28 protein-coding genes and 3 pseudogenes are annotated in these 24,082 nt (G+C 39.0%); 2 read left to right on the top strand and 29 right to left on the bottom strand.

Going from position 1 to position 24,082, the window contains the following annotated elements; genetic code table 11:
• Positions 1-350: 350 nt before the first annotated feature.
• The 23 genes and pseudogenes from ACE1TI_RS19270 to ACE1TI_RS19165 all read right to left on the bottom strand — a co-directional run bounded on the left by ACE1TI_RS19270 (position 351) and on the right by ACE1TI_RS19165 (position 17,473).
• Positions 351-1,931: a benzoate-CoA ligase family protein gene (locus ACE1TI_RS19270; RefSeq protein ID WP_375009162.1), complete on the bottom strand. Its 1,581-nt coding sequence runs from the start codon at positions 1,929-1,931 to the stop codon at positions 351-353.
• Positions 1,932-2,046: 115 nt separating this feature from the next.
• On the bottom strand, positions 2,047-2,844 hold the full coding sequence (locus ACE1TI_RS19265; protein ID WP_375009161.1) for an enoyl-CoA hydratase/isomerase family protein: 798 nt from the start codon (positions 2,842-2,844) through the stop codon (positions 2,047-2,049).
• A 57-nt stretch (positions 2,845-2,901) separates the two neighbouring features.
• Positions 2,902-4,410 carry an aldehyde dehydrogenase family protein gene (locus ACE1TI_RS19260; RefSeq protein ID WP_375009160.1) on the bottom strand — a complete coding sequence of 503 codons (1,509 nt, stop codon included), beginning with the start codon at positions 4,408-4,410 and terminating at the stop codon, positions 2,902-2,904.
• Between the two features lie 13 nt (positions 4,411-4,423).
• Positions 4,424-5,224: pseudogene (locus ACE1TI_RS19255) on the bottom strand (thiolase family protein).
• Positions 5,225-5,628: 404 nt separating this feature from the next.
• Positions 5,629-6,153 carry a 3-hydroxyacyl-CoA dehydrogenase family protein gene (locus tag ACE1TI_RS19250; protein ID WP_375009159.1) on the bottom strand — a complete coding sequence of 175 codons (525 nt, stop codon included), beginning with the start codon at positions 6,151-6,153 and terminating at the stop codon, positions 5,629-5,631.
• A 66-nt stretch (positions 6,154-6,219) separates the two neighbouring features.
• A complete protein-coding gene (locus ACE1TI_RS19245) occupies positions 6,220-6,381 on the bottom strand; it encodes a hypothetical protein (protein ID WP_375009158.1) in 162 nt (53 codons plus the stop codon).
• A complete protein-coding gene (locus tag ACE1TI_RS19240) occupies positions 6,362-6,553 on the bottom strand; it encodes a 3-hydroxyacyl-CoA dehydrogenase family protein (protein ID WP_375009157.1) in 192 nt (63 codons plus the stop codon). The genes ACE1TI_RS19245 and ACE1TI_RS19240 overlap by 20 nt, the downstream gene beginning before the upstream one ends.
• Entirely contained in the window at positions 6,540-7,145 is a 606-nt protein-coding gene (locus ACE1TI_RS19235) for a 3-hydroxyacyl-CoA dehydrogenase family protein (RefSeq protein ID WP_375009156.1), read from the bottom strand. Before ACE1TI_RS19235 ends, ACE1TI_RS19240 begins: the two co-directional genes overlap by 14 nt.
• Positions 7,146-7,174: 29 nt before the next feature.
• Positions 7,175-7,321, bottom strand: coding sequence for a PaaD-like zinc ribbon domain-containing protein (locus ACE1TI_RS21930; protein ID WP_483860658.1), 147 nt, complete (start codon positions 7,319-7,321; stop codon positions 7,175-7,177).
• Positions 7,311-7,949, bottom strand: coding sequence for a Phenylacetic acid catabolic protein (locus ACE1TI_RS19230; protein WP_375009155.1), 639 nt, complete (start codon positions 7,947-7,949; stop codon positions 7,311-7,313). The genes ACE1TI_RS21930 and ACE1TI_RS19230 overlap by 11 nt, the downstream gene beginning before the upstream one ends.
• Positions 7,950-8,177, bottom strand: a complete 228-nt coding sequence (locus tag ACE1TI_RS19225; protein WP_375009154.1) for a hypothetical protein — start codon at positions 8,175-8,177, stop codon at positions 7,950-7,952.
• A complete protein-coding gene (locus ACE1TI_RS19220; protein WP_375009153.1) occupies positions 8,174-8,506 on the bottom strand; it encodes a metal-sulfur cluster assembly factor in 333 nt (110 codons plus the stop codon). The genes ACE1TI_RS19225 and ACE1TI_RS19220 overlap by 4 nt, the downstream gene beginning before the upstream one ends.
• Before the next feature lie 3 nt (positions 8,507-8,509).
• Entirely contained in the window at positions 8,510-9,448 is a 939-nt protein-coding gene (locus tag ACE1TI_RS19215; RefSeq protein WP_375009152.1) for a Phenylacetic acid catabolic protein, read from the bottom strand.
• Between the two features lie 462 nt (positions 9,449-9,910).
• Entirely contained in the window at positions 9,911-10,885 is a 975-nt protein-coding gene (locus tag ACE1TI_RS19210; RefSeq protein WP_375009151.1) for an MBL fold metallo-hydrolase, read from the bottom strand.
• Between the two features lie 10 nt (positions 10,886-10,895).
• Positions 10,896-11,486, bottom strand: a pseudogene (locus ACE1TI_RS19205) (enoyl-CoA hydratase/isomerase family protein); the annotation flags it as partial.
• A 442-nt stretch (positions 11,487-11,928) separates the two neighbouring features.
• A pseudogene (locus tag ACE1TI_RS19200) lies at positions 11,929-12,258 on the bottom strand (NAD(P)H-dependent flavin oxidoreductase); the annotation flags it as partial.
• Between the two features lie 184 nt (positions 12,259-12,442).
• Complete coding sequence (locus tag ACE1TI_RS19195; protein ID WP_375009150.1) at positions 12,443-12,667, bottom strand: nitronate monooxygenase; 225 nt, start codon at positions 12,665-12,667, stop codon at positions 12,443-12,445.
• Positions 12,668-12,675: 8 nt separating this feature from the next.
• Positions 12,676-13,452 (bottom strand): enoyl-CoA hydratase-related protein, encoded by a 777-nt coding sequence (locus ACE1TI_RS19190; protein ID WP_375009149.1) that lies wholly within the window; start codon positions 13,450-13,452, stop codon positions 12,676-12,678.
• Between the two features lie 31 nt (positions 13,453-13,483).
• Positions 13,484-14,362 carry a PaaX family transcriptional regulator gene (locus ACE1TI_RS19185; protein ID WP_375009148.1) on the bottom strand — a complete coding sequence of 293 codons (879 nt, stop codon included), beginning with the start codon at positions 14,360-14,362 and terminating at the stop codon, positions 13,484-13,486.
• A 76-nt stretch (positions 14,363-14,438) separates the two neighbouring features.
• On the bottom strand, positions 14,439-14,888 hold the full coding sequence (locus ACE1TI_RS19180) for an acyl-CoA thioesterase (RefSeq protein WP_375009147.1): 450 nt from the start codon (positions 14,886-14,888) through the stop codon (positions 14,439-14,441).
• Position 14,889: 1 nt separating this feature from the next.
• Positions 14,890-15,660: a CoA-transferase subunit beta gene (locus ACE1TI_RS19175; RefSeq protein WP_375009146.1), complete on the bottom strand. Its 771-nt coding sequence runs from the start codon at positions 15,658-15,660 to the stop codon at positions 14,890-14,892.
• 13 nt (positions 15,661-15,673) lie between these two features.
• Positions 15,674-16,588 carry a CoA transferase subunit A gene (locus tag ACE1TI_RS19170; RefSeq protein ID WP_375009145.1) on the bottom strand — a complete coding sequence of 305 codons (915 nt, stop codon included), beginning with the start codon at positions 16,586-16,588 and terminating at the stop codon, positions 15,674-15,676.
• 90 nt (positions 16,589-16,678) lie between these two features.
• Positions 16,679-17,473 carry an enoyl-CoA hydratase/isomerase family protein gene (locus ACE1TI_RS19165; RefSeq protein ID WP_375009144.1) on the bottom strand — a complete coding sequence of 265 codons (795 nt, stop codon included), beginning with the start codon at positions 17,471-17,473 and terminating at the stop codon, positions 16,679-16,681.
• A 371-nt stretch (positions 17,474-17,844) separates the two neighbouring features.
• On the opposite strand from ACE1TI_RS19165, the gene ACE1TI_RS19160 reads away from it, so the two are divergent.
• Both ACE1TI_RS19160 and ACE1TI_RS19155 read left to right on the top strand, forming a co-directional pair.
• A complete protein-coding gene (locus ACE1TI_RS19160) occupies positions 17,845-18,846 on the top strand; it encodes an NAD(P)/FAD-dependent oxidoreductase (RefSeq protein WP_375009143.1) in 1,002 nt (333 codons plus the stop codon).
• A 51-nt stretch (positions 18,847-18,897) separates the two neighbouring features.
• The gene (locus tag ACE1TI_RS19155) at positions 18,898-19,140 is read left to right on the top strand and encodes a ferredoxin (protein WP_375009142.1); all 243 of its coding nucleotides are present in this window, start codon (positions 18,898-18,900) and stop codon (positions 19,138-19,140) included.
• Between the two features lie 98 nt (positions 19,141-19,238).
• Here ACE1TI_RS19155 and ACE1TI_RS19150 read toward each other — a convergent pair whose 3' ends face one another.
• From ACE1TI_RS19150 to ACE1TI_RS19125, 6 genes are all read right to left on the bottom strand, one after another.
• A complete protein-coding gene (locus ACE1TI_RS19150) occupies positions 19,239-19,931 on the bottom strand; it encodes an ABC transporter ATP-binding protein (protein ID WP_375009141.1) in 693 nt (230 codons plus the stop codon).
• A complete protein-coding gene (locus tag ACE1TI_RS19145) occupies positions 19,931-20,689 on the bottom strand; it encodes an ABC transporter ATP-binding protein (RefSeq protein ID WP_375009140.1) in 759 nt (252 codons plus the stop codon). The genes ACE1TI_RS19150 and ACE1TI_RS19145 overlap by 1 nt, the downstream gene beginning before the upstream one ends.
• A gap of 22 nt (positions 20,690-20,711) precedes the next feature.
• A complete protein-coding gene (locus tag ACE1TI_RS19140; protein ID WP_375009139.1) occupies positions 20,712-21,689 on the bottom strand; it encodes a branched-chain amino acid ABC transporter permease in 978 nt (325 codons plus the stop codon).
• Positions 21,686-22,558 carry a branched-chain amino acid ABC transporter permease gene (locus ACE1TI_RS19135; RefSeq protein WP_375009138.1) on the bottom strand — a complete coding sequence of 291 codons (873 nt, stop codon included), beginning with the start codon at positions 22,556-22,558 and terminating at the stop codon, positions 21,686-21,688. The genes ACE1TI_RS19140 and ACE1TI_RS19135 overlap by 4 nt, the downstream gene beginning before the upstream one ends.
• Positions 22,559-22,581: 23 nt before the next feature.
• A complete protein-coding gene (locus ACE1TI_RS19130) occupies positions 22,582-23,787 on the bottom strand; it encodes an ABC transporter substrate-binding protein (protein ID WP_375009137.1) in 1,206 nt (401 codons plus the stop codon).
• Positions 23,784-24,082, bottom strand: a 299-nt coding sequence (locus ACE1TI_RS19125) for a hypothetical protein (protein WP_375009136.1), incomplete at its 5' end; no start/stop codon positions are given. The genes ACE1TI_RS19130 and ACE1TI_RS19125, both read right to left, overlap by 4 nt.

Raw genomic sequence — 24,082 nt, 5'->3', positions numbered from 1 at the left:
ATCAAAAAACAGCTGATCATCCAACGCGTCAATCATCCCGCTTACAATGCGGGCGACATGATCTTCGGGAATTAAATCCGAAAAATCCATAGGAAGATACAGCTGATTCATGGTATACTCTTGGAAAATGACCTTTTGGTTACTCATAAAAAAATCGCCTTCTATCGTTAATGGGTTGTGGTGACTTCATTATACCGAAAGAGGCGATTTTTTTGTATGTTAAATAGGAAAAAGGGGCTGTCAAAAGGTCATTTTTTCATAACCTTTTGATACAGCCTCCTTTTCTGTTCTGGGTGCACCCCTGCTTTAATACAAGGAAAATTACCTTATTTTTTTAACATAGAGATAGTTTAACTCAATTTTAGTTTAAAACGCTGAATCTTCCCTGTCGCCGTTTTCGGCAATTCATCAATAAATTCAATTTCTCTTGGATACTTATAAGAAGCTAAATTTTGTTTCACATAAAATTTTAACGTCTCTTTTAACTCCTCACAAGCATCCTCTTTATTTTTCAATACAACATATGCCTTAGGATAAACAAGGTTTTCTTTATTCTTTTTACCGACCACCGCTGTTTCCAGCACATCTTCACGTGTTAAAAGGGTAGCCTCGACCTCAATTGGGGATACCCAAATACCACCAACTTTCAACATGTCATCTGAACGCCCGCTGTACCAGAAATAACCTTTCTCGTCTTGATAATATTTATCTCCAGTGTACATCCATTCTCCACGGAATTTAAGATAGTTTTCAGCGAGGTTTAACCAATAACCTGAAGTAATGCTTTCACCTTTAATAAGCAAGTCTCCTACTTCGTTCGGAGGAAGGGATTGACCTTTTTCATCGACGATTTTTGCATCATAGCCAGACACAATTGTACCAGTGCTTCCTGGCTGCACATTGTCATTTCGATTCGAAAGATAAATGTGAAGTGCTTCCGTTGATCCGATTCCATCCAGAATATTCAAGCCAAAAATCTCCTTCCATTTCTTCACATAGCTTGCAGGAAGAGGTTCTCCGGCAGAAACACACACACGTATCGAAGACAAATCAGGAAGCTTGTCCATTTTTGAAACATAATTTATCATGGCACCATACAAAGTCGGTACCCCAAAAAAAATGGTTGGTTTATGCTTTGCCATTACCTCAAACACTCTTTCAGGTGTCGGCTTTTTCTTTAAAAATATAGAGGTACCGCCAGCACCAAAAGGAAAATAGAGCCCATTACCTAGCCCATAAGCAAAAAAAAGCTTGGAGGCTGAAAATGTTCTATCATATTTTGAAATATTCAAAACCTTTTGAGCGTAATTTTCAAAAGCTGCTTCCATGCTCCTCTGTCGATGAATAACTCCTTTAGGTTTACCTGTACTTCCGGAACTATACAGCCAAAATGCAACATCTTCAGGAGTAGTATAGGCTTCTTTTAATTCAGTAACCGCTGCATTTCCTACAAATTGATGAAAATTAATGACATCGGTCATTTTTGAGTGTTCTGCTGATATAACAATAATATGCTTTAAAAATAAAAATCTGTTCCTAGAATCTTTTATTTTGTTCCATATGTCCTCATGTACTACTAGCACCTTTGCTCGACTGTTATTTAAAAAATATTCATAGTCATGTAGCTTCATCATTGTATTTACTGGTATGGGCACAGCACCAGCCTTTATAGCCCCAAAGAAAGCGGTAACAAATTCTAGCGAATCATAAGCGGCTATTAAAATTCTATTTTCAGGTTCTACATTAATATAAAATAACGCATTACCGAATTGATTAACCTGCATATATACATCATTATATGTTAATTTTTCTTCCTCACATACAATGGCTGTTTTGTTACCATTTCCTTTCTTGACATTTTCATCGACAAAGCGTATAGCAGCGTTATATCGTTCGGTTAACCCTCTAATCTCCTCCAAAGATTCTATCATGATTAATCCCTCAAACCTCCTCTTAAAAACGGATACAAAATGAAATTGAAAGAGGAGGCTAAAGTCCACTTAATGTGTCTTTAGCCTCTTGGTACAATGCTGGAAGGTACAATCTTTATTTTCCGCTCCAGTTTGCTTCCCGTTTTTCTAAGAAAGCACTTAGTCCTTCTTGGGCATCATCAGAGCGGAATAATAGGTTTTGCAGTTCACCTTCGTAACGAATCGCCACATTAAGGGGCATTTCTTTTCCATTCATAATGGACAATTTGATATTGGAAGCAGCGTATGTTGCATGGTTTGTAATTTTTTCGGCATATGCTAATGTTTTCTCTCGCGTTTCTTCTTGTGGGAATACCTTATCTACTAGGTTAATATCCAGTGCTTCCTGAGGAGAGATGGTTTCTCCAGTAATGTTCATATCGAGTGCTTTAGAATGGCCTACTTGGCGAAGTAGGCGTTGGGTACCTCCTGTACCAGCCAATACACCAAGACTAATTTCTGGCAAACCAATTTTACCAGCTTGGTCTCCCATGAATCTCAGATCACACGCAAGCGCCATTTCTAAGCCTCCGCCTACTGTGTGGCCTTCAAGGCAGGCAATCCAAATCTGCGGCGAACGGGCAATCTTATCGAGAGTTTCATTACAAAAGAGACAGAACTGTGTTTTAAAACGAGGATCTGCTGACTTTAAGAAGTTAACGTCTGCACCCGCAGAGAAAAATTTTGGCATATCACTCATAAGAATAGCTACTTTAATATCACTATCAAAACGAATGTCATCAATGGCTGCGTTGAGTTCTTTATAATACTCCAAATCGTATGAATTCGACTTGTTGACATGGATGTGTACCTCAGCAATACCATTGTTCTTTTTCACTGTTAACGTTTTGTTTTCTGTTTGAGTTGTGCTCATCTTTATTCCTCCTAAAATATAATTAATAACCTTGCCAAAAACGCATTCTAATGCTTATTATTTAATACCTAATAGATTAAGTGGTTTCTCGCCAACATAGGATACAACGCTTTTCGTTTCTGAATATAAATCCAATGTTTCCGCACCCAACTCACGCCCGAAACCGGATTGTTTGTAACCTCCAAACGGAGCACCTGGAAATGCTGAAATTGGATTATTTACCATCACAATTCCAGCTCGAAGACCAGAGGCTAGACGATGAGCTTTTCCATGATCTTTGGTCCAAACAGCAGACCCGAGGCCAAAGATAGAATCATTCGCTCTTTGCAGAACTTCCTTTTCGTCCTTAAATTTCATTAACACGACTACTGGTCCGAACACTTCTTCTTGAGCAATTCGCATATCATTTGTTACATTACCGATAATAGTCGGCATATACCAGTAACCATTTTCGTATTCTTTCCCCTCTGGTTTTTTGCCACCAAGCAGAATTTCACCTCCTTCTTCTTGTGCAAGCCTCACATAACTATCTACGGTTTCCTCATGACTTTTAGAAATTAAAGCTCCCATATGAGTTCCTTTATTGAATGGATCTCCAACGTTTATTTTTTTTGCTTTTTCAATAAAACGCTCGACAAACTGTTCATAAATATCCTCGTGAATAAATAATCTTGATCTTGCTTCACAGGATTGCCCAGTATTATAGAATATTCCAAATAGTGAGCCATCCACAGCTCCTTCTAAATCACAATCAGCACACACAATGCTTGGAGATTTTCCACCAAGTTCTAACGTTACACGCTTTAATGTATCTGATGCTTTTGCCATAATGTCTTTACCAGTATCTGTTTCACCGGTGAACGCTACTTTATCAACGTCTGAATGCTCCGTTAAATATGGACCGATTTCGGACCCGCTGCCAGTTACGACGTTTAACACACCTTCTGGTAGACCTGCTTCATAACAAATATCAGCAAGCATATATGATGTAAGCGGCGTGTAGCTAGCCGGTTTTAATACGATCGTACACCCTGCTGCAAGAGCCGGAGCGATTTTCCATGCTGCCATCATTAGAGGGTAGTTCCAAGGTATAATTTGCGCACACACACCGACCGGTTCTTTTTGAGTATAATTAAAGAATCCATTGGGCATAGGGTTTGTACTCCCACTATAAGTTGAGATGGCCCCCGCATAAAACTCAAAATCTTCAATAGCTTGTAAGACTTGGCCTTGTGCTGCTGCAACTGTTTTTCCACTATTAAGTACTTCTACTTCTACTAGCGTATCGAAACGATCGCGCATAATGGAGGCGATTTTGTTCAATAATCTTGCCCGTTTAGCTGCTGTTTGCTTCGGCCATTTCCCTGTTTCAAAAGCTGTTCTGGCTGCTGCTACTGCACGGTCTACATCTTCCTTTGATGCCTTTGCAACGCTTGCTAATTTTTCCCCTGTAGCGGGATTATGCGTATCGAAAAATGTACCACTGCTGCTATCAAAATATTCTCCATTAATCAAAAGACGATATGTGTCTTTTACCGTTTTCGCTTGTGTGGTGATTTCTGGCATTTTGACTTCCTCCTTACAATTTTTCAATAATAGTAGAGATTCCTTGTCCTACTCCAATACACATGCTGGCTAGACTGTACCGACAGTCTCGCTTTTGCATTTCATGCACAAGCGTTGTCAATATCCTGGCTCCACTGCTTCCCAGCGGATGACCGAGAGCGATCGCGCCGCCGTTCACATTCAAAAGGCTTGGATCTAACTCTAATTCCTTTATACAAGTAAGTGCTTGGGCTGCAAACGCTTCGTTTAGCTCCACGAGATCAATATCTTTCACGGTAAGGCCTGCACGTTTCAACGCTTTTCTTGTGGCGGGAATAGGACCTGTTCCCATGTACGAAGGATCTACGCCTTCTACAGCTGAAGTTAAAATTCTGGCCATAGGTTTCAATCCAAGTTGTTCGGCTGTTTCTCTTTCCATAATGCACAAAGCATTAACTCCATCATTTATCCCGGATGAATTTCCAGCTGTTACTATCCCTCCTTTTTTAAACGCTGGTTTTAGCTGTTCTAAGTCTTTTAAAGTGGTAGAGATTCTTGGATGTTCATCTGTATCTACAAGGATTGCTTGTCTACAAGGATTGCTTCACCTTTACGCTGTGGAACTTCAATTGAGTACTATTTCTTCTTCTTTAAAACGCTTTGTCTCTAATGCCTTTGCTGCTCGCTGTTGAATGTGTAACGCCATTTCGTCTTGTTCGCGACGCGATATATTATATTCGTCAGCGACATTTTCAGCCGTCTCTCCTAAACTTATCGGTCGGTATTTCTTAGCAAGAGTTAGGTTTAATGAGGCGCCATCCAATTGTAGTGTCATGTAGAATTTGATTACCACGTTCTCCAGTTACTTGAGGTTTCATCATGACATATATGGAGCCCGGCTCATACTTTCTAATCCACACCGGCTATGAAGACATTGCCAAGATCTCCTATTATGGCTAAAGACGATTGATTTACAGCTTCTAGACCAGAACTGCAGAGACGATTTACCGTCACCCCGGGACGCTAACAGTCAATCCTGCGAGCAGCCCTCCCATTCGAGCAGCCCTCTTGGTTAGTGCAACCCATATAAACATCTTCAATCAGCTCTGGATTTATATTGATTTGTTTCATTAACTCTTTAATCACATGAGCCGCTAAGTTCATCTGGACGTACACTAGAGAGGGCCCCCTGTACTTTTCCAATTGGAGTTCGAGCAGCATCAATTATCACAGGTTCTTTCATGGCACTAACTCCTTCGATTGTCGCTGCTGATAGTAATAAAAACCTTTACCGGTATCCTTACCAGTCCAGCCAGCGTGAACTAATTTTTGAATGAGAGGAGCTGGTCTGTATCGCTCTTCTCCGAGCTGTTGATGCAGCCCACTCATAACTGCATACACATCGTCAATACCTAACTCTTCTGCCCATTCTAACGGCCCGTGCGGATAATTAGTTCCCTTTTTCATTGCCATATCAATATCTTCGGGACTTGCCGTTTGTTCCATCAAAGCAAAAACTGCTTCGTTGATAATCATGGCCAAAATCCGTGGAAACACTAAACCAACTTCACCATCGACGATCTCTATGTCTTTCCCGGCCGCTTGGAGCTGTTCTTGAATGAAAGAAAGATGGTTTGATTCACACTGCAGAGCCAGAGCTATTTCAATTAGTGGAGCTTGATTAACATTTGAAAAAGCTCCAAATCCTACAACTCTTTCTGAATAAGAAAGCCAGGAAGCTATTTCTGTCCTCGTCCATCTCATCGATGTAGTTAATATGGTCGCAAACGAAGGGGCAAGTTTTTCAATGTTTTGGAGACTGCTCTGTTTTTATTTTCTATCAAAATTAACGGTTTCAATAATAAGGTTAGCTTTTTTTAAACTTTCTTCTTCATTCCATGAAACGTTAACTCCGCAGACCCCATCCCAAATAGAATTCATGGATTGGGCAATGCGATTATCCCCCTTAATGCTAATGTTCACTTTGCTCATAATCGTAAAAACCCCCTTTCGTCTTGCGGCCTAGACGCCCTGCTTGCACCATGCGTTCTTGGTAATAATGTGGACGGAATCGGCTTTCTCCATAAAAACCATTATGGACAGTATTAGTGGTAGCAAAATTTATATCAATTCCTATAAGGTCTTGTAATTCAAATGGACCCATTCTGAATCCACCCACATTTTTCATAATTCTGTCTATTTGTTGTAAACATAGGCTTTTTTTGAACCCTTAATGCAAATTCCTGTAGTGTGTTTATTAATTTTTCTGAGGTGTGCAGCCCACGAACTACTTCTACTAAAGGCATAAGCGGCGCCGGATTGAAAAAATGTAGTCCTGCCAATCTTTCCGGATTCTGTAATATAACTGAAATTTCTGTAACTGACAAAGAAGAAGTATTTGTTGCAAAGATTGTTTCTTTTGAGCAGATCGACTCTAATTGTTTAAAAATAGAGCTTTTGACTTCTAACTTTTCAGGTGCTGCTTCTATAACAAGGTCTACATCGTGAATATCTTCTAATGTTGTCGTTACTATTAAACGTTTTTTAGCAGCCTCCACCTCTTCTTTGGAAGCTCTGACTTTTTCTACAAGACGATTCAACCGCTTTTCTATGCTTTGTTTCGCCCGAAAAATTTGAGCTTCATTAATGTCGTATAACACGGCAGGGAATCCATTTTGCACGATAATTTGCGCAATTCCAACTCCCATGGTCCCAGAGCCAACAACAGCCGCATTTTTAACTTGTTTAATTGTCATGTCGACACCCTTTATTTATATTGTGTAGATTACTGCCACCGAATAAATTCAAAAACACTCTTACAATGGTTACAATAATATTGTCGAACGAGTTGTGCGGTCCCAAAAGAAGATATCTTTTGTACTTTCTCTGAGTTACAAAACGAACAACGAACAGAATGAGGTTTATCCGACATTAAAAACATTCCTATCCAAAGGTAATGCATTTATCATTTCTTTAAATGAAGAAGTTAAATCGCTGCCTAAGGAAATAACCCCATTCGCTTGTAATGCTTCATTGTTCTCTACATCCGTTAACCAGGCAGCTGCCGAACTCACGGCAATGTCTAACTTTTTTTCAAACCGCTTTGGAATAGAACCTTTATCTTGAATTAACTGATTGCTCCAATCTTCTGCATAGATAAGGTGCTCTTTCTGCTCACTTAACATCTTGTCAAATTGAGCATTTAGTTCTTCTTTTTTGTTTTTCATTAATTCTTTTAAAACAAGATCAATTGCTGTATTATTAACGTATAAGCCTGCAATTAAATCTATCCAATTGGAGACGTTTACCATTTGTTTAAAAGCTTTTCCTGTTTGTTCTCTGATATCTATTTTCCCTGCTCTTAATCCTTGTATATCATAGGACCACCGGTAAAGAAGCCTGGCATGACCCAATTCTCCTTGTGCCATAGAAATGGAAGAAAGAGATGCCTCTAAATTAGGTCCGCTCACTCCAATTTCAACCAATCTATCGCCCGCTATAAATTTATTATCTGCAATCGTTTCTGCTAGAGTTACCAGCGGATCTCTTTGTTCTGTCATTTATTTCACTCCTTCCTTTTCTAATAATCCTTCCGGAAGACGCACCGGAAGAATGTTTGATTGTTTAACTACATGCATTTCAACCCAATCTTCCTCATCATAAATTTGTTTAGCATAAACTTTGGCTAACTCGACACTTGGTGCTTTCAAAGAACCTATGTGAGTTAAATCATCCCCACGTTTAATACGGGTGAATAAAATATATTCGTCATTTACAATTTCGCTCATGAACTCACTCCCCAGTGTTTCATTTTATTTCTCCCTTCTTCTGTCATATCTTTGACGGTCCAGGCTGGATCCCAAACTACATCAATCATTACTTCTTTTACATCATTTTCTTTTAACAATCGTTCTTTTATGTCGCTTTCTATCCAGATCATACAAGCGCAGCCTGTAGATGTATAAGTCATTGTTACTTTTACTGTTTGGGTCTCTACCTTCTCAATGTTTCTAATCAAACCCATATCAACCACGCTTATTGGAAATTCTGGGTCCATTACTTCACGTAATGCATTCCAATACTTTTTAGTAGGTTGACTGTTTACTATTGTACTCATTACTTAGGATACCTCCTCTTTACGCATTTCCTCCATTTCTTTTGCACCTTTTTGAATACGATATACAAATTCTTTGTTTTCGGGTCCTCTCTTTTTGAAGCGTTCAATCACTCCGTCCCAAGAATCTGGTTCATCGTGCAGCCATTTTCGATTTTCCACGTCAAACTTACATGGGAATGGAACGTCTAACACGTACTTCTCTTTTTCTTCATCGTAATGAGCCGGTACCTTTACACCAATGGATTCACAAAACGGAACCGCAGTTGACAACCATTTTTGCCGGAGTTCATCATTTGTACTTCCTTTTAATCTATAATCCAATTGTGCGGAACGACTTTTTAAATTATCTGCTACACCAAAGAATTCCAAGCCCATCAAAAACATCCAATCTACCGCTTTTTGAACTTGTTTGGCAGTCTCCGGTTTTTTCATACCAGCTTTCATAATGATTTCTCCATTACGTAAATGAAACAACTCCTCTTTATCCACTTTGACAAGCGCCCGCTTCCAAGGTCCGTATGATGTATTTTCAAAAGCATCTCCGAGAAGCGTATAACCCGCACGATCAAACAACCCATTGAAGACTCCGAGTTCAATCCAATTATTTAATTTAAAATCAAAAGCATATGGATTTTTCCAGCGATTTGCGGGACGTTCGTATAACAATTCATTGACATCTTCCCCTAATTCTTCTAACAGGCGATAGGCGATATGGGCATGACCAATTTCATCCTGTATCACAGCAAGGGCGGTTATCTTATAATTCAAATTCGGCGCTTCATCGTAAACAGTCAGTAAAGGGGGTACACTAAGGAGCTCTGTATCCCCAACTATAGTCAGCGTTTGTTTCAGTGCTTTTTTATACTTATCATTCATGTCATCGTTTCGTTCTACAACGAATCCATTTTGAACCTTATCCATTAATAATTCTGCTTGGCTCATTTTATTAAGCACCTCTTTATTACGTTTTTTAAATTATCGTATTTATAAGATAATATAAACCATAAGATATAAATTGTCAATAGTATATTATGTTTTTCAAACGAACGAAAATAAAAATAATTTTTCCTCACCAGTACATTCTTTATACAAATATTGGAAAGAATTGGATCGGCGCCATATTCTTTGGATTTTAAAGATGCAATGTTTGTATTATTCTTTTCCAGAAAATTTATGCTTTACTAAAAGAACAAAAGCGCAAGCGCCCTGGTAAGCCTCGACAGGTAAATAACCTCCAGGCAATAAAGGCGCTCTTTGCCTTTATTGCCTGGAGGTTATTTAACCCCGAGAGGCTGGGCGCTGAAGCTAGACGCTAATGAAACAGTAGGGAGATAGTTATCCACAATTCGAAAAATATAATTTCCTAAACAACAAAAAATCACGGATGAAAAATATCCGTGATTTTTAACTAATTTCTAAAGTGCGTTCGTAATAAATCTTAGGATTCATATAATGTTTTTTCAGTTTTCGTTTAAATTCCAAGTAGTTAAGATGAGCAATGGTTTCTGCCATTGCAAATCGCCATTGATGTGGATTCAATTCCCTCTTTTTAAATAGTATTGAAGCGATTTCATACGCGGTTCGGCCAGATGCAAGATTTCTAATCATAGATAATCTTTGTTCATGATGCTGAATTAATTGATCGATGCGTTTTTTTACATGTGTAATAGGCTCGCCATGAGCTGTATAAGCTATCCGTATTGGAAATTGTTGAATATAGCGAAGAGAATGTAGATAGTCATGCAAAGGATTTTGCCTAGCCCCAGGCCATACACTAATATTAGGAGTTATAGGATCCAAAATAAGATCTGCTGAAAAAAGCACTTGCTTCTTTGGATCATATAAGCAAACGAGACCATCACTATGACCTGGAGCATGAATGACTTGCCATGAACGTCCATCAAATTCCACTACGTTTGGAAGTGTGTGCATAGTAGGAAGGGGAGTTACCTTTCGAACTAATTTGTCCATATGGTCAGCTATTTTTTCTGAAAGTGAAACTGGCACACCATAATCCTTCATCATGGTTTTCACCCTAATTGATTGATCGCTGTCTTCTCCCCAAACCTGATGCATCATCCGGCGATCTAAGTCATGTATATACACGTTTGCTCCCGTTTTTTCTTGCATCCAACCAGCTAACCCGGAATGGTCGGGATGAAAATGCGTTAGGTAAATTTCACAAATGGAGGATGGACTGATGTTAAGTGATAAAAACACTTTTTCCCAAGTTTCTCTTGCTTCTCGATAGTTTAGACCTACATCTATTAAGACATATTCTTTCCCACGAGGAATCAAATGACAATAAACATACTTCATAGGAAAAGGTACGGGAATCCCAATCCGATAGCCTCCCCCTTCGATTTTAGTAAGGTTCATGATCTCCCCCCTATGTATGTGTCCAAACAGGATGCCGTTTTTCCATAAATGCATTTAATCCTTCTTTGGCGTCATTTGTTTTCATTAAATTCTGTAAGTATATCTGTTCTACTTCAGCAATCGCAGCAGACATCGATGTCGCCATCGACGTGCGCACTGCTTGTTTCGTTAACTTTAACGAACTGCGGCTTTTCGTCTTTAAATTTTCAAGCAATTCATGGACATGTGTATCCATTTGGTCTGATGGTACTACTGTATTGATTAAACCATAACCTTTTGCTTCTTCTGCTGTTAATGGCTTTCCTGTAATTAAAAGCTCCATCGCACGGTTATAACTCATCAGCCAAGGGAAATACGCAGCAGACACAGGTGGAAACAACCCTAAATTGATTTCAGGTTGTCCAAACTTACTGCCTTCTGAAGCAATGGTGATATCACAAAAAGAAGCCAGTTCACATCCTCCGCCGATGGCTGCTCCTTCTACAACTCCGATTGTTGGACAGGGTATTTTATCTAGAAGGTGGAATAGTTTGTGAAAAGCGAAAATCATAGGTTCTGTCCATTTTCCCACGTGATCTTCCACGGCTACTCCAGCTGAAAAAGCTTTTCCCTCTGCTCAAATAACCGACCCGTTAATATCCTCTTTATTGTATACAGTTTCAAGCGCTTCTGCCATCTCTTGCATCATACGAATGTTCAAAATATTGACCGAATTCCGTTGCATGGTTTTTGGTTCCTCCTTTTACCACAATGTATAAAAAACCTTATTGCAGTTACTCAAGGTACTTGTCCATATTTATTTTTTAATAACGTTTTCAAATTTGTCTGCAATTGTTCAGATTCTTTCATCCAGTCCAGCATATATCCCTGTATAACATCTTCTACGGACTCCACACTTTGAATAACTTCTATCCCTTGGCCCGCATGTACCCAGCCATTTTCTAAATCTCCTTGAATAGTGGCTATACGGTTACGCTGACCATTAATGTAAGTAAAGAGATCTTGAAAAGGCAGACCTTTCTTTTCTAACTTCTGGACTTCATTTAATGACTGTTCAACACACGATTTACACCGCCAATACTACGTTCCATTACCGTAGTAGCATCATCATGCGCTTCTACTAATACACGTTTATAAGCGTCATGTGCCGAACATTCTTCGGTTGCTATAAATCTAGTACCAACTTGTACTCCTTCTGCGCCGAGCGCAAAAGCCCCAAACATTACTTTACCGTTTGAGATACTGCCTGCAGCTAAAGGTACAGACATTTGTTCAGCCAGAGAGGGGATTAATGAGAAAAGAGTCAGCTCAAGTAGACTGTTCCGGCCTCCTGCTTCAAATCCTTCACAAATAATAATGTCCGCCCTTGCATCTTCGGCAACAAGCGCTTACCTTACTGAAGCGACAACTACCATCACCGTTAACCCCATGTTTTTAAATCTTGCTGTATGTGGCCTAGGGTCTCCAGAAGACAAGCTAATGGCTTCCAAGTTGTCTTTCTTCTCGTCTATTACCTCAAAATAAGTTTCGTAGTCAAACGATTTTCCAATCGGCACATTAACACCGAGCGAGCCGCTTGTACTGGCAGCTAGCAATATCAATTTGTTCACGAAAACGTCTCGGAGAAAATCCAGATGCTGCCACTTGTCCGAGTCCGCCTCCATTAGTAACAGCTGCCGCCAACCGTCCATCCCCAATATGAGCCATTCCACCTTCTATTATCGGATAATCGATAGCTAATTGTTCGGTTACACGATTGCTTACATTCATCGTTTTCTTCATAATCTTTCTTATTTCCCTTTAAACTTAGGCTGTCGTTTTTCTCTAAAAGCATTTAAAGCTTCGACCCTATCTTCAGTCGGAATGATAACTTCATAAGCTTTGGATTCAATCGCCAGGCCAGTATTAATATCAGTATTACTTCCTTGATTTATCGCATGCTTTGCCTGAGTAATTGCCAATGGCGCATTTTTTATAATTTCATCAGCAAGCTCTTTTGCACCTTTCATTAATTCTTCTGGTTCGACCATTTCATTAATTAAACCGATTTCGAGTGCTTTAGCAGCATCAATACGACGGGCAGTGAAAATTAATTCTTTGGCACGCGAAGGACCTATTAAGCGAGACAATCGCTGTGTACCTCCTGCTCCAGGAATAATAGCCCAACTTACTTCCGTTAATCCAAGTTGAGCCTGAGGCACTGCATACCTAAAATCGCAAACAAGAGCCAATTCAAGGCCTCCGCCCAAAGCGTAACCATTAATAGCTGCGATAGTAGGTTGTGGAAGGTTATCAATAGTAGTAAATACATCTCGAATTTTACTTACATTTCTTCGAATTTCTTTTTCAGACAATGTACTTCTCTCTTTTAAATCGGCGCCAGCACTAAATGCTTTCTCTCCTGAGCCAGTGATGATTAAAGCTCTAGTTTTTTGATCGAGCTTGATCTCTTCTAGTACCTCCTCAAGCTGTATCAAAGTTTCAAAGTCAAAGCAGTTAAGTCGATCCGATCTATTAATCGTAATAATCCCTAAATGACCTTCTTTTTCAAATAGTACTTTACTCATTTTAATCCCTCAACTTTTGTTATTTTGCATCCTATACTTGGATTTTATCGAAGGGATTTACAGCCTTATTACGTTCAGGTTCCACTTTGAGATCCGGAGCGGACTCGTACAGGGACTCAAAAAATCGCACAGCTGGAATAGATATAAGTTGATGAATATTCCAAAACAGCTCTCTTGCTGCTGTGCCGGTCCAATAGTCGGGCAGCAATTCATTTGGAAAGCTTGGATCTTGAAAGAGAAACTTTCTATATTCATGAACAATTTTTGTTCTTTCAATGAAACACTCTTCATCAGTTAAGGTATTCTGAAAAGCTTTTTCACTTAATTCATCAAATTTTTTATCATATTTCTGTATAAACCTTTCATACTCTGTTGATATTTGCTGTAAATCCCATCCTTTATTTACAATACTTTCATTATCATGTGACAATACTTCAGATGAACTGAATAATGTTATATATTCCTCCACCTGATACCGCTCCATTAGCTCTAACACCTGGTCTTCAACCGGATTTGGACTAATCCAAGTACTGTTAGAGATTGCCCCAAAACCTGTCCAAGTCAATTCTTTTCTTACTTCATTGCGAAGTTCGCGTAGTGCTTCAGGAAAAGAGTAAGTTAAAATCCGCCATTTTCCATCCCATTCAGAGCGACGCCCACTGTATACTCTTTTTACCCCTTCATCAATCTGCCGATTTCCTTGTGGTGTAAAGGAATAATAGCTTTTATTACCAATTTTACGAACTTGCATTAAGTCTTTTTGGACCATTCTCAAAATGGCACCTCGGACCGAGGATTCTGAAACACCAAAACGTTTCATAAATTGAATAAGACTCCCAACCCAAATTTCTCCTCCATAATATTGAACGTATTCTCCATAGAGAGTAAACATTAAAGATCTAGGTTTCATTTTTTCACCGTCCGTTGATTCGTTGCTTACATCTATTGTTAATAGCATACTGTTTATTATAGAGGATCAAGGGCTTTTATGCATTATACTGCGGTTTCACTTCTTGAGCGGTGGTATGGAGATCTTCTTCAAGGAGAGCTCTAATGTCCTTTGGTATAGACACAGCTTTTATACCACCTTCTCCTTTTTCCACCCATCCTCTTAATTCATATCCACTGCCCGTTCTTTCCTTCTGACGAAATATTTCATGGTTTAACTCAATGGTTTTATTATTAACTTCTTTTACGGTGGTATAAACCGTTATAATGTCATCATAAAATAAAGGTTTTTCGAAGGTACAGCGTGCGTCTATCATTGGCAATATAATACCTCTTTCTTTCTCTAATGATAAAGGTGATAAATTGCAGCTCCGAAAAAACTGATGGCCAGCTATGTCAAACCATTTGAAGTAATTAGGATAATAGACGATTCCAGCCATATCTGTATCGCCCCAGTTAATTAAAAAATCCAGTTCATTGCTTCGCAAATTAATTCCCTCCTGTTTGGCCAGTCCAAAAACCATGGGGATCGATGGAATGAATGACGTCTAATTCTTCCTGCAAAGGAGGAATTGTTTCTTCAAGCTTATTAGAAGCTTTCAAATCCCAACCAGTATTTTCTTTTATTGTTTCTAACGTAGACCCGGGGTGTATGGTAGCGAGTTCTAATTCATTATCACTGCCTGGCCTCATCACCCCAAGTGTAGTTATTAAAGCACCAATACCTCCTCTTGGCAGTCCTTGTTTTTTCCGCCACTCTCCCCCTTTACCAGTACCTGGTGAAGTAATATAATCTACTTTTTCTGTAAAACGGCGTTTTTCATGGTTCATAATAACAAGCAGCCTCTTAGAAAGGGATGCAATATCTGCTGCTCCTCCACTCCCTGGAAGTTTAATAGCTGGTTTTTCATAGTTTCCTATATAGGAGGTATTGACGTTTCCATATTTATCGACTTCTGCCCCGCCTATAAAACCACAGTTAACGTTTCCACTTTGCATTAAATACATAAGATGATTAGTGGACGTACACCAGTTAGCCCCTTCAATATTTGGAGTGTCTCCCATTGTGTAGAGTAACCTCTCAGATGGAAAGTCTCTCACCACACCACATTCATAAAAACCAACTGCATTCGGTGCGTGCGTTCGTTTAGCAACAGCAAAGGCTAGCATTGGAAGTCTCATTCCCACGAAGACAACCTCTTCATCTTGTATTTCCCGAGCGGCTGCAACTACCATCAATTCACCTATCGAATATTTCATGTTATGGCCCCCCTTACTCCGATGCATAGTTGACAGGAGCAGCAAGAGATTCTTTTTTTACTTTTAACGCTTCTAACCTTCTTGCGCCAACTATTTTTTTATACTCCTCATGTGAGGCAACACTAGTAACATACTTATCCATCCATGCTAAAAAACCTTCTCTGGTTTTCGTTTCTTTATGGTAAGCGTGAAAAAATTCATGGTCTCGTTGGTAATATCCCTGAATCGGTGAAGGATGGGCAAACTCGGGGCAAGAAACCACGGAACTTACTTTAAAACCTGGTATAAGTACCCGGTTAGGATCACTTTCAATGACCGAGCTTTCCACAATTTCTTCAGCCAGCAATATCACCTTTTTACTTGCCATAGCAGCATCTTGCGCTACTCCGATATTGCCCCATAAATGGGCATTGCCTTCACGATCTGCACGTTGAACACCTAGCACTGTCACATCAGGATGCAAGGCAGGAACGTAAACCAATTTTTCATTTTTATAGTCTTCAATCTCTAAAGCAGGATTGCTAGTTAAAATATCTGTACCGAGTAAAGACCTTGTTGGTAAAAATGGCACCCCCATAGCGCCCGCTAACAAAGCAAGCCCAATCGAAAAATTACTATGATCTTCCACTTCTACAGAAAAAGGAACCCCTTTTTCTATAGAGCGGCGATAATTGTGGCCTAATCCAGCACTTACATTACCTGCCCAAGCAGCTGTTACTTTAGATACCACTCCTGCTCCAATTAACATATCGATTAACATATCTGAAATTGGTGCAATAAGTGTTAGATCTTTCTTTTTCTGCCGTATTACTTCATGTGCAGCTGCAAATGGAATCATAGGTTCTAAACAAGCACCCATAACAACTGCATCTCCGCTATTTATATGTTGTTTTACTGCTTGATCTAAGGTCTGCACTTTATCTTTCATCTATTTACCACCTTCCTTTTGTTACTTTAGGAACAAAATGACGATACCGGAAGGCCGATACCGCCAATCGTTTACACTGAATACACTATCCTATTGCCCGCTCCAATTTGGTTCTCTCTTCTCCAAAAAGGCACTTAGCCCTTCTTGTGCATCATCCGAGCGGAATAACAAATTCTGCAATTCACCTTCGTAACGTACCGCCGCATTTAAAGGCATTTCCTTTCCATTCATAATAGATAATTTAATGTTAGAAGCTGCATAGGTAGCCTGACTTGCAATTTTTTCTGCATATTTTAAGGTTTGTTCCCGTGTTTCTTGCTGAGGGTATACCTTATCTACTAGATTAATATCAAGCGCTTCTTGTGGGGTTAAAGTTTCTCCTGTAATGTTCAAGTCCAAAGCTTTGGAATGGCCAACCTGGCGAAGCAAGCGCTGTGTACCTCCTGTACCAGCTAGTACGCCAAGACTGATTTCAGGCAGTCCAATCTTGCCAGCTTCATCGCCCATAAAGCGCAAGTCACATGCAAGAGCCATTTCCAATCCTCCCCCTACAGTATGTCCTTCTAAACAAGCAATCCAAATTTGCGGAGAACGCGCAATTTTGTCCAATGTTTCATTACAGAATAAGCAAAATTGAGTTTTAAATCGCGGATCGGCAGATTTCAAAAAGCTCACGTCTGCCCCCGCTGAGAAAAATTTTGGCATATCACTCATTAAAATCGCTACTTTGATATCGCTGTCAAAACGAATATCATCAATAGCTGCATTTAAATCTTTGTAATATTCCAAATCATAAGAATTTGACTTGTTCACATGAATGTGAACCTCTGCGATACCGTTTGATTTGTTAACAGTAAGCGTTTTCTTTTCAATTGCTGTTGTCAAAAGAAAAACCTCCTCAAAGTTATTATTATGATTTCATTTCTTTCGTGTATATTTCATAATGTACAGAAAGCCTTTCACTTTTTCAAACTTTCAATTTCTTTATTTATAATGGACTATATTTAAATTACAGCATTTAACTCTATAATTCTTATAATATCTTCATTTTTCTATTTTTTTGTATAATTTATTCTATATGTTTTCCTTGTCCTTTCTGATAATTCTTTCGTATTGCTTGTTATCGCATACGTTTAATACCATTTTAAATGTTAATATTTCTTTCTTGACAATCTATAAAAAATCCACTACATTATTTATTAATAACGAAAGATAAATAAACGTAATAAAAAATTTTCAGAGGGGGAATTATCTGAATGCAGATTTCTAAAGAAGAGACTCATGACATCACGATTATAGGCGGAGGTCCCGTTGGACTGTTCACAGCGTTCTATGCAGGAATGAGACAATTATCTGTAAAGATTATTGAAAGTTTACCTCATTTAGGAGGGCAGCTGTCTGCACTTTATCCGGAAAAATACATTTATGATGTTGCTGGTTATCCTAAAGTAAAGGCTCAGGATTTAGTTGATCACCTGCTTGATCAAGCGAATTATTTTGAACCTACTGTTTGTCTTGGAGAAATGGTGGAGACTCTTATTCCGCAAGAAGACAAAACGATTAAATTAACTACAAATGAAGGAGTGCATTATACACGAACAGTTATTCTAACAGCTGGAAATGGCGCTTTTAGTCCCAGAAAAATTAATTTAGAAAATGCAGTCCAATATGAAGGAAAGAATTTGCATTATTTTGTAGACGACTTAAATAAGTTTCAAAACAAGGACGTTCTTATATTTGGAGGCGGAGATTCTGCTGTTGATTGGGCATTAATGCTTGAATCTATAGCAAAAAAGGTAACGCTTGCACACCGCAGAGATAAGTTTCGGGCCCATGAACACAGTGTAAAGCAGTTATTCAATAGTAACGTCGAAATAAAAACTCCTTATATACCCGATTGCTTTAACGGAAACGAAGAATACATTCAAGAAACTGTATTAAGACACAGTAAAGAAGAACACCAAAAGCAAACTATTGAAGTAGATGATGTAATTGTTAATTTTGGCTTTTTGTCTTCGCTTGGTCCAATGAAGGAATGGGGTTTAGATATTCAGAAAAACTCTATTATAGTTAATTCAAAAATGGAAACGAACATTCCGGGTGTATACGCAGCTGGCGATATCTGTACCTATAAGGGAAAAGTGAAATTAATTGCAACTGGTTTTGGGGAAGCTCCAACAGCTATAAACAATGCTAAATCGTACATTGATCCAAAAGCAAAAGTTCAGCCACTTCACAGTACAAGTATTTTTGCTTAAGTTTTGTTTCAAGGTTATAGCGAAGTAAATTTTTAAGGGAGGTCGATAAAAGTGCCAAAATTTACGATGGTAGATAAGGATACTTGTATTGCTTGCGGAGCATGTGGGGCGACAGCACCCGAAATTTTCGATTACGATGATGAAGGATTAGCTGAAGCTTTTCTAGATAACAATCAAGGAACAAAGGAAATTGAGGAAGATATAACAGATGATTTGCTAGATGCTGAAGAAGGCTGTCCCACTGAATCTATTAAAGTTAGCGACCAGCCATTTAAAAGTGCAGCTAACGTTTAATTCAATTAATGAAAGAGCTGTCCCATAAGACGGTGAAAACCGACTTTTGAGGACAGCCCCTTTGTTCTTACGCCTAACATTTCCCTTTATTATAAGAACTACGAGCTGAGCGCAAGATGCTTTCGCTGAATCTCTTCGTCAAATGACTCGACAGGACCTTCAAACGCTATTTTCCCTTTATTTAAAATATAAACATAATCAGCTATTTCTTTTACCATTGCTAGGTTTTGCTCAACAAGAAGCATTGTGAGCCCTTCAACTTTTAAACGTTTAATAATTTGGCTTACTTCTTGCACCATTAATGGCGATAATCCTTCCGATGGTTCATCTAGCAATATAAGACTAGGGTTCGTTAAAAGCGCTCTTCCAATGGAGAGCATTTGCTGCTCTCCTCCACTCAAACTGCCTCCCATAAAATGCTGCCGTTCTTTTAATTGTGGAAATAAATCAAATATTTTTTCTAATGTCCACCCTTCTTTTGTATTGATTTGTGTTGTTACTAAATTCTCTTTCACCGTAAGGTTGGGAAAGATCCTTCTTCCTTGAGGAACCAATCCAACACCACGTTTTGAAATTTGAAAACTTTGTGCGGAAACCAAGTCATAGTCATTTAATTTAATCATGCCCTCTCTTCTAGGCACCAATCCTATTATGGAATGGATAGTCGTTGTTTTTCCCATTCCATTTCTCCCTACGAGTGCTCCCACTTTTCCCTTTTCAACCTCTAAAGAAAGGTCATGTAAAATATGGCTTTCTCCATAATAAGCATGAAGACCCTGTATAGACAGCATTACACTACCTCCTCACTCCCAATATAAATCTTATTTACTTGTGGGTCTTTGCGTACAACTTCTGAAGTATTATCAATTAGCACTTGTCTATCATGAAGCACAAGCATGCGTTCTGCCAAACCAAATATTACGTCTAAATCATGTTCGATAATCATCAGTGTCAATTCTTTTGGCAATTTATGCAGTAAATTGACAATATAATCTGTCTCTGATTGCGACATGCCAGCTGTCGGTTCATCCAGTAAAAGTACGTCCGGATCTGTCGCTATCCCAAGCATAATTTCAGTTTGCCGTTGCTCCCCATAAGAAAGATTTTCTACTTTCACGTTGCACTGGCTATATAGACCCCATGTCGTAAGCAATTCTTCTGCTTCTTTATACAAAGAGTTATAATATTTATCATTACGAATTTTAAACCACGTGTGATTAATACCGTGTTTGCGTTGTAGAACAAGCAGTAAGTTATCAAGGATAGATAATGTAACAAGCAAGTTGTTTTTTTGAAATGTTCTAACAATTCCCCGTCGTGCTCGTTTATAGTTTGGTTCGTTCGTAATACTTGTTCCTCTAAAACGAATGTTGCCATCTGATGGGGTTAGGTCACCAGTAAGCAAGTTAAAAAATGTAGTTTTTCCTGCACCATTTGGACCGATAATACCAATACGTTCTCCCTGAGATACATTAAACGAGATATCTTTTAAAATCTCAAGACCGCCAAATCGTTTACTAATGGCTTCTATCTCTAGAATTGGTTTCATGCTTTTTCTAATCCCTGCCTTTCTATACATGTTCTCTCTTCACTTTATTTACCTCAGGACGTGCCTTTGGTTTTTGCATTTTGCAGGTAATATCTTGCCAAATACCATATATACCGGAAGGAAAAAAGATTACAAAAATGATAAATATAGAACCGAGAATTAACATCCACATATCCGTATACATTGCAATAACCGTCTCTAATAGGACAATTAATGCTGCTCCCCATACCGGGCCAGCCATCGTTCCAGCTCCACCTATTAATACCATTATTAATACGGTCCCAGACATCGTCCAATATACATCGCTTGGAGCGATAAAACCATTAAAATAAGTGTAAAGTGATCCTGATAATCCACCGATGGACCCCGATATTATAAAAGCCACGTATTTATATATACTTGTGTTATATCCCATTGACTTTAGTCTCGTTTCATTTTCTCTTATACCAACTAAAACCTGCCCGAAGGGAGATTTAATTAATACGCGAAGCCCAGCAAAAAGCACCATGAATACGATCACAATCATATAAAAGATCAAGACGGCACTAGAAATTTCAAAACCAAATAACATGGGACGCGGAATTCCAGATAAACCATTGGACCCCCCTGTCCATTGGTTAGCTTGGTACACAAACGAATACACCATTTGTGAAAAAGCAAGGGTCAGCATTAGAAAGTAAAAACCGCTTACTTTCATACAAAAAATTCCAATGACCCCAGCTAAGACAATAGATATCGCTATTGCCCCTATTAATGATAATAGTAGATTAGACGATACATTTTGAGCTATAATACCTGCTGCATAAGCTCCCGTTCCAAAAAAAGCGGCATGACCTAACGATACCATTCCGGTATAGCCCAAAATTACATTTAAACTTAAAGCAAAAATGGCTAAGATAAGGATCTCACTAAATAAGTTAATGTGAAATAAAGGTAAGAAAAACGGTGCAGCAGCAAATAAAAGCAGAACGACTGTAAATTTGATGTACGTATTATTCATTCTTCTGCCACCTGCTTTCCTAATAAACCATTTGGCCTCCATATAAGAATAACTGCCATCAGAGCAAAGACGAGAAACATACTTAACTCAGGAAATAAATATCTTCCAAAGGTTTCTAAGATACCAACGAGCACACTAGCTGTGAAAGTACCTGAAATAGAACCCAAACCGCCAATCACAAGCACAACTAGTGCTAGAATAAGTGTTTGAAACTCCATATCAGGATAGAGTCCTAATATAGGTGATGCTACTACTCCACCAAAACCAGCTAGTATTCCTCCGACCACAAATACGGCTGAAAAAACCATATTAATGTTAATTCCAAGCGCTCCTATCATTTCTCGATCACTTAATCCGGCCCGTATAATCGCTCCCCACCTTGTTTTATTCTGCAGCCACCAAAGGCCTATTGCTAATAAAATTCCAACACCTATAATAACTAGACGGTAAAGCGGAAACGTCTGGCCAAGAATCAATATCGAACTTCCTAATAACTCTGGTACGCTGATAGAAAGAACATTAGAACCCCAAATATGTTTAACAATATCATGGAACACGTAAGCCAAACCAAACGTTAACAAAACTTGTGATAAATGTCCTAAATGATAAGTTGGCCGCAGCAGTGTGCGCTCAACGATAAGCGCAATCACTGCTACAACAAGAGGTGCCAATACGAGGGCTACCCAAAAACTTTGTGATAACTGTGCCGTTAACGAAAATGCAATGTAAGCACCCAGCATATAAAGAGAGCCATGTGCTAGATTCAAAACTCCTAATATTCCAAACACTAATGAAAGACCGCACGTTATGATAAACAATAACATACCATACGATAATCCATTGACTAGCTGAGCAGCCAATACCTCCATGTTTTTCCCCCCATGTTAACTAGTTATTCGCCTGGATCCTTCACCAGCTCTATTGTTTCAATCACTTCATTATCTGTCTGATCACCTTCTAACTTAGTCTCTGTGATGTACATATTTTGAATGACATGATGGGTATCTTGATCAAACTCGAATGAACCACGGGGACTTTCAAATTCGACGTTTGCCATTGCCTCAATAACTTGATCAGAATCTTCTACTTCTCCGTCTAATTCTTTAATTGTTTCTACTATAATACGAGCTGCATCATAGCCCTCTAACGATTCTAATGTTGGACGTCGATCATAAGCTGCTTCATAATCGCTTGCGAAATTTTGATTTATTTCACTTTCTAAATTGTAGTCCCAAAAACTTGCTGCATGAACTCCCTCAGCAGCACTTCCAATTGATTCTCGTAAGTCCTCTGACACAAGCCAACCTGAACCAAGCAATTCAAAGTCCTCTTTTAACCCATATTCTTCAAACTGCTGCACAAAGCGAACAGCATCACTTCCTGCGAAAAAGGCGTACACTCCATCAGCCTCGGCATCTCTTATGGTTGTTAAGTAAGAAGCATAATCATTATTTTCAAGAGGTGGATATACTTCCCCTACAATTTTTCCTCCAGCTTCTGTATATGCTTCTATAAAAGCAGCTGACACTTCTTGTCCAAATGCATAATCTGCAGCAGCAACATACATTTGTTCTCCTACATTATCGTAAGCCCACTGTCCCATTGCGTTTCCTATTTGCCAAGAAGAAAAAGATGAACGCCAAATGTAATCGCTTCTTTCACCTCTTGTCAAATCATTCCCGCCAGCATGAGAAACGAGATAAGGCAATTGATTAGAATCTACTTCATCCCGAATAGCATAAGCCACCGCTGTGCTGACCGCACCGGTCAAAATATCTATGTTATCTTGATCCATTAGTTTTCTTGTTCGGCGGAGTGCAGCCTGCGGATCTGCCTCTGTGTCTTCTTCTAATAGCTCTATTTCTTTACCAGCCACTTGCCAATCAACACTTTCAAAATACAATTTCATACCATCAGATAAGTCTTTTCCAAGTGTAGTGTAAACACCTGAATAAGGTAAAATAGCACCTATCTTTATCGACTCTTCTTCTTCATCATTTGAGTCCTGACCCGATTGTTCAGATTGTAAGGCACTTCCTCCACATGAAGACAGAATTATCAGAAAAGTTAACCCAAAAAGAAAAGCTGCCATTTTCATTCCTTTTCCCCCTCGTATATTATATTTAAGCCCTCTTTGAAGAGCTTATTTTCTTTTTCCTTAAGGCTGTTTTCACATACTTTGTTGTTGAATACAGCCACAGTTGAAATACACTTCGCTTTCCGCGGGCAACGCTTCAGCCTCCTCGGGAGTAAAACGCTCCCTGCGGGGTCTTCAGCCGTTGCTTTTCCCGCAGGAGCGGCGTAGCGCCTTTCTGTGCACCTCTCGTCCTCCGTGTCCATGACAACAAAGATGATCCGGAGAAGCCGCCAAACGGCGACATACGACCTCGAGT

Source organism: Alteribacillus sp. JSM 102045 (assembly GCF_041949975.1).
GTDB lineage: Bacteria > Bacillota > Bacilli > Bacillales > Marinococcaceae > Alteribacillus.
Note: the sequence above shows the minus strand (reverse complement) of the source record. Positions and strands in the feature narration are given on the sequence as shown.

Coding starts and splice junctions, on each gene's coding strand:
- ACE1TI_RS19270 (WP_375009162.1), bottom strand. CDS start 1,931: ATGATAGAATCTTTGGAGGAGATTAGAGGGTTAACCGAACGATATAAC.
- ACE1TI_RS19265 (WP_375009161.1), bottom strand. CDS start 2,844: ATGAGCACAACTCAAACAGAAAACAAAACGTTAACAGTGAAAAAGAAC.
- ACE1TI_RS19260 (WP_375009160.1), bottom strand. CDS start 4,410: ATGCCAGAAATCACCACACAAGCGAAAACGGTAAAAGACACATATCGT.
- ACE1TI_RS19250 (WP_375009159.1), bottom strand. CDS start 6,153: ATGAGATGGACGAGGACAGAAATAGCTTCCTGGCTTTCTTATTCAGAA.
- ACE1TI_RS19245 (WP_375009158.1), bottom strand. CDS start 6,381: ATGAGCAAAGTGAACATTAGCATTAAGGGGGATAATCGCATTGCCCAA.
- ACE1TI_RS19240 (WP_375009157.1), bottom strand. CDS start 6,553: ATGGGTCCATTTGAATTACAAGACCTTATAGGAATTGATATAAATTTT.
- ACE1TI_RS19235 (WP_375009156.1), bottom strand. CDS start 7,145: ATGACAATTAAACAAGTTAAAAATGCGGCTGTTGTTGGCTCTGGGACC.
- ACE1TI_RS21930 (WP_483860658.1), bottom strand. CDS start 7,321: ATGTCGGATAAACCTCATTCTGTTCGTTGTTCGTTTTGTAACTCAGAG.
- ACE1TI_RS19230 (WP_375009155.1), bottom strand. CDS start 7,949: ATGACAGAACAAAGAGATCCGCTGGTAACTCTAGCAGAAACGATTGCA.
- ACE1TI_RS19225 (WP_375009154.1), bottom strand. CDS start 8,177: ATGAGCGAAATTGTAAATGACGAATATATTTTATTCACCCGTATTAAA.
- ACE1TI_RS19220 (WP_375009153.1), bottom strand. CDS start 8,506: ATGAGTACAATAGTAAACAGTCAACCTACTAAAAAGTATTGGAATGCA.
- ACE1TI_RS19215 (WP_375009152.1), bottom strand. CDS start 9,448: ATGAGCCAAGCAGAATTATTAATGGATAAGGTTCAAAATGGATTCGTT.
- ACE1TI_RS19210 (WP_375009151.1), bottom strand. CDS start 10,885: ATGAACCTTACTAAAATCGAAGGGGGAGGCTATCGGATTGGGATTCCC.
- ACE1TI_RS19195 (WP_375009150.1), bottom strand. CDS start 12,667: ATGAAGAAAACGATGAATGTAAGCAATCGTGTAACCGAACAATTAGCT.
- ACE1TI_RS19190 (WP_375009149.1), bottom strand. CDS start 13,452: ATGAGTAAAGTACTATTTGAAAAAGAAGGTCATTTAGGGATTATTACG.
- ACE1TI_RS19185 (WP_375009148.1), bottom strand. CDS start 14,362: ATGAAACCTAGATCTTTAATGTTTACTCTCTATGGAGAATACGTTCAA.
- ACE1TI_RS19175 (WP_375009146.1), bottom strand. CDS start 15,660: ATGAAATATTCGATAGGTGAATTGATGGTAGTTGCAGCCGCTCGGGAA.
- ACE1TI_RS19170 (WP_375009145.1), bottom strand. CDS start 16,588: ATGAAAGATAAAGTGCAGACCTTAGATCAAGCAGTAAAACAACATATA.
- ACE1TI_RS19160 (WP_375009143.1), top strand. CDS start 17,845: ATGCAGATTTCTAAAGAAGAGACTCATGACATCACGATTATAGGCGGA.
- ACE1TI_RS19150 (WP_375009141.1), bottom strand. CDS start 19,931: ATGCTGTCTATACAGGGTCTTCATGCTTATTATGGAGAAAGCCATATT.
- ACE1TI_RS19145 (WP_375009140.1), bottom strand. CDS start 20,689: ATGAAACCAATTCTAGAGATAGAAGCCATTAGTAAACGATTTGGCGGT.
- ACE1TI_RS19140 (WP_375009139.1), bottom strand. CDS start 21,689: ATGAATAATACGTACATCAAATTTACAGTCGTTCTGCTTTTATTTGCT.
- ACE1TI_RS19135 (WP_375009138.1), bottom strand. CDS start 22,558: ATGGAGGTATTGGCTGCTCAGCTAGTCAATGGATTATCGTATGGTATG.
- ACE1TI_RS19130 (WP_375009137.1), bottom strand. CDS start 23,787: ATGAAAATGGCAGCTTTTCTTTTTGGGTTAACTTTTCTGATAATTCTG.